This is a genomic window from Bacillus sp. NMTD17, assembly GCF_002998735.1.
Taxonomy (GTDB): Bacteria; Bacillota; Bacilli; order Bacillales; family Bacillaceae; genus Bacillus.
In genome coordinates, this window is the sequence record NZ_PVRH01000011.1 from 1 (window position 1) to 6,891 (window position 6,891).

Consider the following 6,891-nt stretch of genomic DNA (forward strand, 5'->3'; position numbering starts at 1 on the left):
AAAGATCGACAAACATATAATCATCATACTTTTCAGCATAGCTTTTTCCTTTCACACAATAATCAAGAGCTTCTTCTTTTCGTCCCTGCTTAAAGAAAATGATGGCTAAATCATAACAAGCTTGTACAACCTCTTTAGCACCGATCTTCTCGCCTAACTCTAATGCACGTTGGTAATATACTGTTGCTTTCGCAACATCATCTTGTTTATTAAAACAGTTTCCTAAATTCAACAAACCCTTAGTCGTAATGTAATCATGGCCAAGTGCAATAGATTCCTGTAAAGCTAATTTCAAATGGGGAAGTGCCTTCTCATAACTGACCAGATCGTCATAATTTCCCGCAATCACGAATCTACACTGGATTAACCTAACTTGATATATACTGTTTGCCTTATAAGCATGATACGCCTGTTCAACATAATACATAGATAGATGTGTTTGCTTCATGTGATAAAAGATTTCTGCCATTTTGAAAAAGAACTCCGCACGCTCCAATTCATCAGCTACTTTATCAAGTTTTCTTTCAGCATAGCGATAAAATGTAATAGCTTTTATGTACTCCCCTTTAGAAAACTCATACATCCCTCTGAAAAAATTGAAGTAGTACTCCATAATACCAGTAAGCCTTTTCCCTTCACCTTCGACAGCTCTCAAATAATCAGCTTTGTTGACAGTATTTTTTGATGGATTTACGTATTCAAGCATCTGTTCATGGCGAAATTCCATTAGCTGAAAATAAAGAACAACCTGTTCGTCTTCCTCCATCAAATCCAGTTCATTCTTAACTTCGTTACGGAGAATCTCTGCATCTGTCACATTCAACCTTTTGATATGTCGATACCACTCATTAATCTTCTGACCAACCACAGGCGCTGCAATAGTTCCCATACCATCAATCCCCCGATACATCGCTTTTTTATGTTAAATCCTAGCACATGAAATACGGCTATAACTTGCTTGCGTTTCCATTTTTGAAAATTTTCGGTATCTCGCAAACGTTTTTTAAAATGAATTCAGCAGACTAAACGAAAAACGCATTTAAGTCCCGTATAAACGTTTTTGGCTCATCCTCCTACTTCAATTACCTGAACAAAAATAAAAGCGCTCAGAATCGAATCTGAACGCTCTCAGAGGCATTTTAGAATTACAGCCTCGGTATTTTTATGTATTTAATCATGCATCTTATCATCTAATTAAAAACCGTTTCAAAACGAAAACGACTCAATCCCTTGATATGATTGGTTTCCAACAGTTTTCTCATCCATTACTACCCCCATGTTAGCATGGGGGGGTTCTCGTTTGGCTCTCGGTGCTACGCTTTTCGTTGCCACTCAGGCGACTACCGCCGCCTTTTCGCTTCGCACCTTCGCCAAACAATCAGATGAATAAAACTTTCTCTTATTCTATCATTTCCACCAAATTTTTTCATCAATTTCCCAACGGTACAATGCCTGGCATTCTGCTTTGAACGGAGAGAAAATACACGTGCAACTTTTCAGGTGCATAAGTGGGCACTGGTTCTCCAGTGACTATTTATGGGCTCTGCCCAAACCCGCCAACGGTCAGCCCGTTGGATCGCAAATGTTCAAACCCCCTACCCCCGATCTTCGGGGGATGCCCCTTCGGCTGGCGCAAACAAACGAGGTTTGTTTGAATCAATAGGCTTTGGATGTGGTGAATGAGTCAACTCCTTAATGCTCACTTTCGTTCCGCTTACCGTTGACTCATGCCACATGTTTTTCACTCCATTTTTTAAACAGTAACGCTCCTTTTGAGTGCACACTTTTCCGAAACAACACAAAACAAACACGAAACTTAATTCAAAGCTTTTGAACCCTTGTTGCTACTGATTTTTTTTGCAAAACGCTCCTTTCTTTGTGTACAGGTGCGCTCCTTTTCGAACACAAAACGTTACCAAACTTTCGTGAAAAACCCCCGTTGGCTTTTCTAAAAACACGCACATTTTTTGGTGCGTATAACTGGGCACTTTGACAAGTGGTCGGCAACTGGTCGATCATTTTTCATCACTGATCCGACAGTGATCGGCTCGTTTTTCAGTAGTGATGGGAAAGTGATTACCTCAAAAATCGCCACTGCTGCAGGAGTGACTTACACCACTTCTTTGGGGTCATTTTTTTGCTAGGCTTTGCCTAGTTCCACACCATAAGTGGGGACAAAAACCCCTTATGCTCTTTTCACCTTTTCCGAAATGTCTTCAGCGACACTTATCAATTTTTTTCTCTTTCAACCCGCTACGCAAAACAAAAACATTTTGCCTTTTGATCTAAGAGGGCGTAGCGTATACCGTAGCGAATGAATCATAAAGAGGTGAACCCGCTATGAAACCCGAAACCTATCTTTCTTCACAAGACATTGCAAACAAGCTCAATGTCTCCAGCGTCACGATACGCAAATACGCCGCCATGCTTGAGAAAAACGGCTATAATTTCGCCAGAGACACTAAGGGATGGCGTCAGTATAATGAGTCCGATTTATCCGCTATGGAGTATATATACACACACTCTAAATTGAGTGGTAAATCACTAGAAGAAGTAGCCAAACTTGTAGCGACCTTGTATCGGTCAAACTTGTCCATATCGGATACCGCTACACCGCTACAAGATATCAATGTCGCCGATCTCATTCAAAGACAAGAGGAATTCAATCGGGCCATCCTAAAACGACTCGAACAATTTGAAGAACAACAAAAAAAGCGAGATGAAAATCTCATGCTCGCTTTGAAAGAATCCATTGAAACAAAAAAAATGATTGCTGCTGCTCAACAAAAAAAGTGGTGGCAATTTTGGAAATAGGACACCCATGAAAATGGCGCACTTATACACACCCTTGTGTGAGTGCTAAAATCTTTCGATTTCCGTCAAGCATGTAACAAAAAAAGCAGACTCTTTTGAGCCTGCTTTTATCAAAAATCACACTAAAAACATTCTTTTTGTACAACTCCTAGACTGAAGAACTCCACCCAATGCTTTGCATATTCAGCTGGGAGTGCTCTTTTAGTTACATTAATCGCTTTCTTTATAGATTTCGCTCTAGAATAACCTAAATTACGTTGATGCTTATAAGCTTTAATTAAAGCATTAGCAACCACTCGAGTTCCACCCATAATTTTAACAGCCTTCTTGATTTTTAAAATTTTAGACCAAGGTAAAGCATTCATAGCAATAGCTTTCCCAATTCCCCAAATACATCCACTCACACTCAAAGTACTCATAACTGGTTCATCAAAATCAGGTGATAATTTTAAGTATTGTCCATCAGCTATGAATTTCTGACCGGCAAATTCATTACCTTTATTCTTGTTAAACCATTCAACACTCTTTTCAATACCTTTAGAAGCAACTTCATCAGGAAGGTTTTCTAATAATTCTAATATCGCAAAGTTAACATCCATATCAGGGAAATCATTCAAAAGTACATCGCTATCTGATACAATACTTTCATCAGTTTGGGCAGAAATGGATTTAGCAGGAAAAATAAAGGAAAAAGCTAATGACAAACAAATCAAACTAACAAGAATCGAAAAGGTCTTTTTTCTCATATTACATTACTCCTATTCTTTAATCCTTTAATACATAGTAAAATAATAACACATTTAGCATAAAAAGGAGAGTTTGAAATTGAGTGAAACCATTATAAACCTAATAGCATCAATAATAGCTGTACTATTAATAGTATTTGTTCTCTCTCATAAAAAGTTAGAGAAAAAGCTTGATTTAACAATACTTATATTAGTAGCAACTACAATATTTTTGGTTAAAATTCAGTGGATTTGGATAACTGTTTTCTTACTTTCTTTTGTATATTTTGGGATCAAATATACGTATAAATCTAAAAAAGGATAAAACGTATCACAAAAGTCGGCTCAATTGCCGGCTTCTTCTGCTTCTTCAAACCACAATGCAATGAACATCAAAGTACAAATAATGAATGCTCCTAAATCCATCACATTAATTACAATCGTCATCACATTCACCTCCACAGTAAATGATTTCAAGATGTAGTCTGTCTTTTTTAATCAGAAAGTGTTATCATTTGCTCACTAAAATTTAAGGTGGGGGAAAATGAAAAATAAAGAAATTTTAGGATACATACTAATTGGAGCATGTTTATTAATCTCACTTTTCTTTAGCTTTAACACAGATGCATTAATTCCAAATGGTTATGAATTGGCTCTTAACGGTATTGTGATTTCAAAAGCCATAATGGTTGGAATATCTATCTACTTAACATTCAAAATAGGGCAGCTATTAATTAAAAAGAAAGAGTAGTCAATTGACCACTCTTTTTTTATTTATAGTTGATCAACCCATACTCTCCAAATCTCGGCTTTTTATGAGTGTATTTACTCTTACTCATTACTTTCCCTGTAACAATATCAACTAGCCAATTTTCACCTTTCTCAATGTTGTAGTTAACTCTATAACCCATATAAACTCTTTTGTTTGGTCCGACATTCAATGTGTAACCCTTAGCACTAGACTTAGAAACATTAAAACCGAAGGTCAACCCTTTAATATCTCCTGAAGAAGTAGTCCCAAACGTTACCGACTTGTTAGCTGATATAGAGCCACCTGCTTTACCAGTTTTGATATTATCAGATATTCTTTTATATTTAGACCAACCTGTAGATTTTTTAACGTTCTTTTTGATGTTACGGAAATCCATTATAAACTCAGGTTTAATAGTACCTTCCACAGGATCAGCATAGATTTCATCTGGGTCAACATTTGAAACTCGAGATGGACTCTTAGCCTCTTCAGCCTGAACACCTTCACTAAAAGCAGTAGACAATAAAAGAGTAAACATGGTTAACAAAACAACAATAGACTTTTTCATAAACTCTCACTCTCCCAAAAGTTATTTGAAATAAGAACTTAACATAATATTTGCTTAAAAATACCTTAATTGGAAAAGTTTCTAAAACGCTTGCGGACACCGCAATCAAAAAATAAATTTCACCTGCCATATTGACATAAAAAAAACAGACCATGATAGGTCTGCTCATCTACGTGATTATGTAATTCTTAATGCCAACATGCCAACGTGCCATCACTTCAAACGTTTCATTTGCTACATCATCATCATCTTCTTCAATTCTAACAAGATCCCCGTCCTCGGCATCCGTCAAATTCAGTTCCTTATGAATCTCTTTCAAGATCCCACCGTAGCCGATCAACCGCCTTGCATTGAGTGCATCATCCAAATAATAAACAGTATCCAAATTTTCCTCGGTCACTTCATTCCCACGTATCACATCGGTGTCTTTCACTGGATACTTAGAAATCTCTAAAATGGCTTTCTGCTCTTCCATTGCTTCGCGCACTTCTTTTTCAATCGCTTCCGCATCAATGCCCTTTTTTCCTTTGACCCGCTGCACGTGCACAATCGGTGTATAATCCAATTTCATGGCACGCTTCCATAGGCTTGTCCACTCTGCTTGTTTGATATAGCTTTTACCTGTGAAATAACTTCTTTTCACTGGAATCAATACATGAAAATGCGGGTGATATGTATTTTCTTCATGATTTTTCGTAATCTCTAAAGCTCTGAAAAAACCAAGTGTTCCTGTTTTCACTTTTTTGTATTGAAACAGCTTTCTAAAGCCTTGCATCATATCAGTAATCGTTTGTTTTAAATCATCGCCCTCAACATTTTTCACCGTCAACGTGAGGAATATCCACGCAGGCTTATATTGCCGATTTGCTTCTTCTACAATCAACTTATTGTGACAAGCAATTTTTAACGACCTTCGCCACGCACACATAGGGCATAACCTCACTTTACAAAAATAGGCTTGATATAATCGTAGTCTGCCCGTTTCTTTATCTCTTCTAAACGCTAGACATTCCGCACAATCACATACTTTCTCTGCCTTTTTTCCGTAGTAAGGCGCACCGGTACGCTTTTCAAGTCCTTCATAATGAGACGCCATAAGTGACGATCTCAACTTTTTCCCTTTCCAATCCCGCTTTTTACCTGTTGCGGATTTGTCCTCAAGGGTGATATAATTCGATTCAGATGAATGAAACAAAGCAAAAAACTCCTTCTGCGCTAGTTCTCTAGCATTCTATTATTTAAGATTCGACACCTTAATAATAGCAGATGGAGTTTTGTGCTGTCAAAATGCCTTTAAAGCCTTGACATCACTGTATTTATCGCACTTTTTTAAAATGACAATGTTTCTATATGTATCAAGATAAGAAAAGACACGATTCTGACTCCGTCAAAATCGCCCAAAAATCTGGCGAAACGCCATCTTTTTAAAAACCAAAACCTAAAAACCTAAAAGACCAAAGACTAAACCAAATTTCCCCGCAGGGGGAGATTTTTTTTTGATTTTTAGCAACAAAAAAAAACAGACCCTAAAGGTCTGTCGATTTTCATGTTACAAATCGAATACGATACATCATGTTGCATTCCTTGAAGCAACAGAAACGCTGTTATCTTGCGTCGCTAAACCATAAACTGGCGCAACAGCCACAGCTAAAATCAAAACGGCAGCCATAATTTTTTTAAACGTCATATTCAAAATCGCCCCTTTGAATCAGTTTCTGAACTTGGATCATCTTCTTGTAAAAAAATACAGAATCATCCAATCGTTCTATGTCATTATAAAATCTTCCAGCCTCTAAAGCTAGGTCTTCTAAATAAGGATAACCACGACTATATAAAAGTTGATCGAATTTTTGATTGACTTCAACACTAGGCGAAACCGTCACATATAACTCATGAAGCACATTAAAAAGATCGACAAACATATAATCATCATACTTTTCAGCATAGCTTTTTCCTTTCACACAATAATCAAGAGCTTCTTCTTTTCGTCCCTGCTTAAAGAAAATGATGGCTAAATCATAACAAGCTTGTAC

7 protein-coding genes and 1 pseudogene are annotated in these 6,891 nt (G+C 37.1%); 3 read left to right on the plus strand and 5 right to left on the minus strand.

The genetic code is table 11. The features are described 5' to 3' along the window. Nucleotides 1-889: Rap family tetratricopeptide repeat protein (locus tag C6347_RS19035; protein WP_142394284.1), on the minus strand; the 889-nt coding region annotated here is incomplete at its 3' end. A gap of 1,451 nt (nucleotides 890-2,340) precedes the next feature. On the opposite strand from C6347_RS19035, the gene C6347_RS19040 reads away from it, so the two are divergent. Then, nucleotides 2,341-2,814, plus strand: coding sequence for a DUF3967 domain-containing protein (locus C6347_RS19040; RefSeq protein ID WP_106066838.1), 474 nt, complete (start codon nucleotides 2,341-2,343; stop codon nucleotides 2,812-2,814). Between the two features lie 122 nt (nucleotides 2,815-2,936). On the opposite strand, the gene C6347_RS19045 is transcribed toward C6347_RS19040, so the two are convergent. Continuing rightward, on the minus strand, nucleotides 2,937-3,560 hold the full coding sequence (locus tag C6347_RS19045; RefSeq protein ID WP_106071963.1) for a hypothetical protein: 624 nt from the start codon (nucleotides 3,558-3,560) through the stop codon (nucleotides 2,937-2,939). 79 nt (nucleotides 3,561-3,639) lie between these two features. Between C6347_RS19045 and C6347_RS19050 the strand changes: the two genes are divergently transcribed. Then, nucleotides 3,640-3,864: a hypothetical protein gene (locus C6347_RS19050; RefSeq protein WP_047203783.1), complete on the plus strand. Its 225-nt coding sequence runs from the start codon at nucleotides 3,640-3,642 to the stop codon at nucleotides 3,862-3,864. A 219-nt stretch (nucleotides 3,865-4,083) separates the two neighbouring features. Continuing rightward, nucleotides 4,084-4,290 (plus strand): hypothetical protein, encoded by a 207-nt coding sequence (locus C6347_RS19055; protein WP_044140436.1) that lies wholly within the window; start codon nucleotides 4,084-4,086, stop codon nucleotides 4,288-4,290. 19 nt (nucleotides 4,291-4,309) lie between these two features. On the opposite strand, the gene C6347_RS19060 is transcribed toward C6347_RS19055, so the two are convergent. From C6347_RS19060 to C6347_RS19320, 3 genes and pseudogenes are all read right to left on the minus strand, one after another. Next, on the minus strand, nucleotides 4,310-4,858 hold the full coding sequence (locus tag C6347_RS19060; protein ID WP_106071964.1) for a hypothetical protein: 549 nt from the start codon (nucleotides 4,856-4,858) through the stop codon (nucleotides 4,310-4,312). Between the two features lie 169 nt (nucleotides 4,859-5,027). Beyond that, on the minus strand, nucleotides 5,028-6,053 hold the full coding sequence (locus C6347_RS19065) for a protein rep (RefSeq protein WP_106071965.1): 1,026 nt from the start codon (nucleotides 6,051-6,053) through the stop codon (nucleotides 5,028-5,030). Nucleotides 6,054-6,534: 481 nt separating this feature from the next. Then, a pseudogene (locus C6347_RS19320) lies at nucleotides 6,535-6,891 on the minus strand (aspartate phosphatase); the annotation flags it as partial.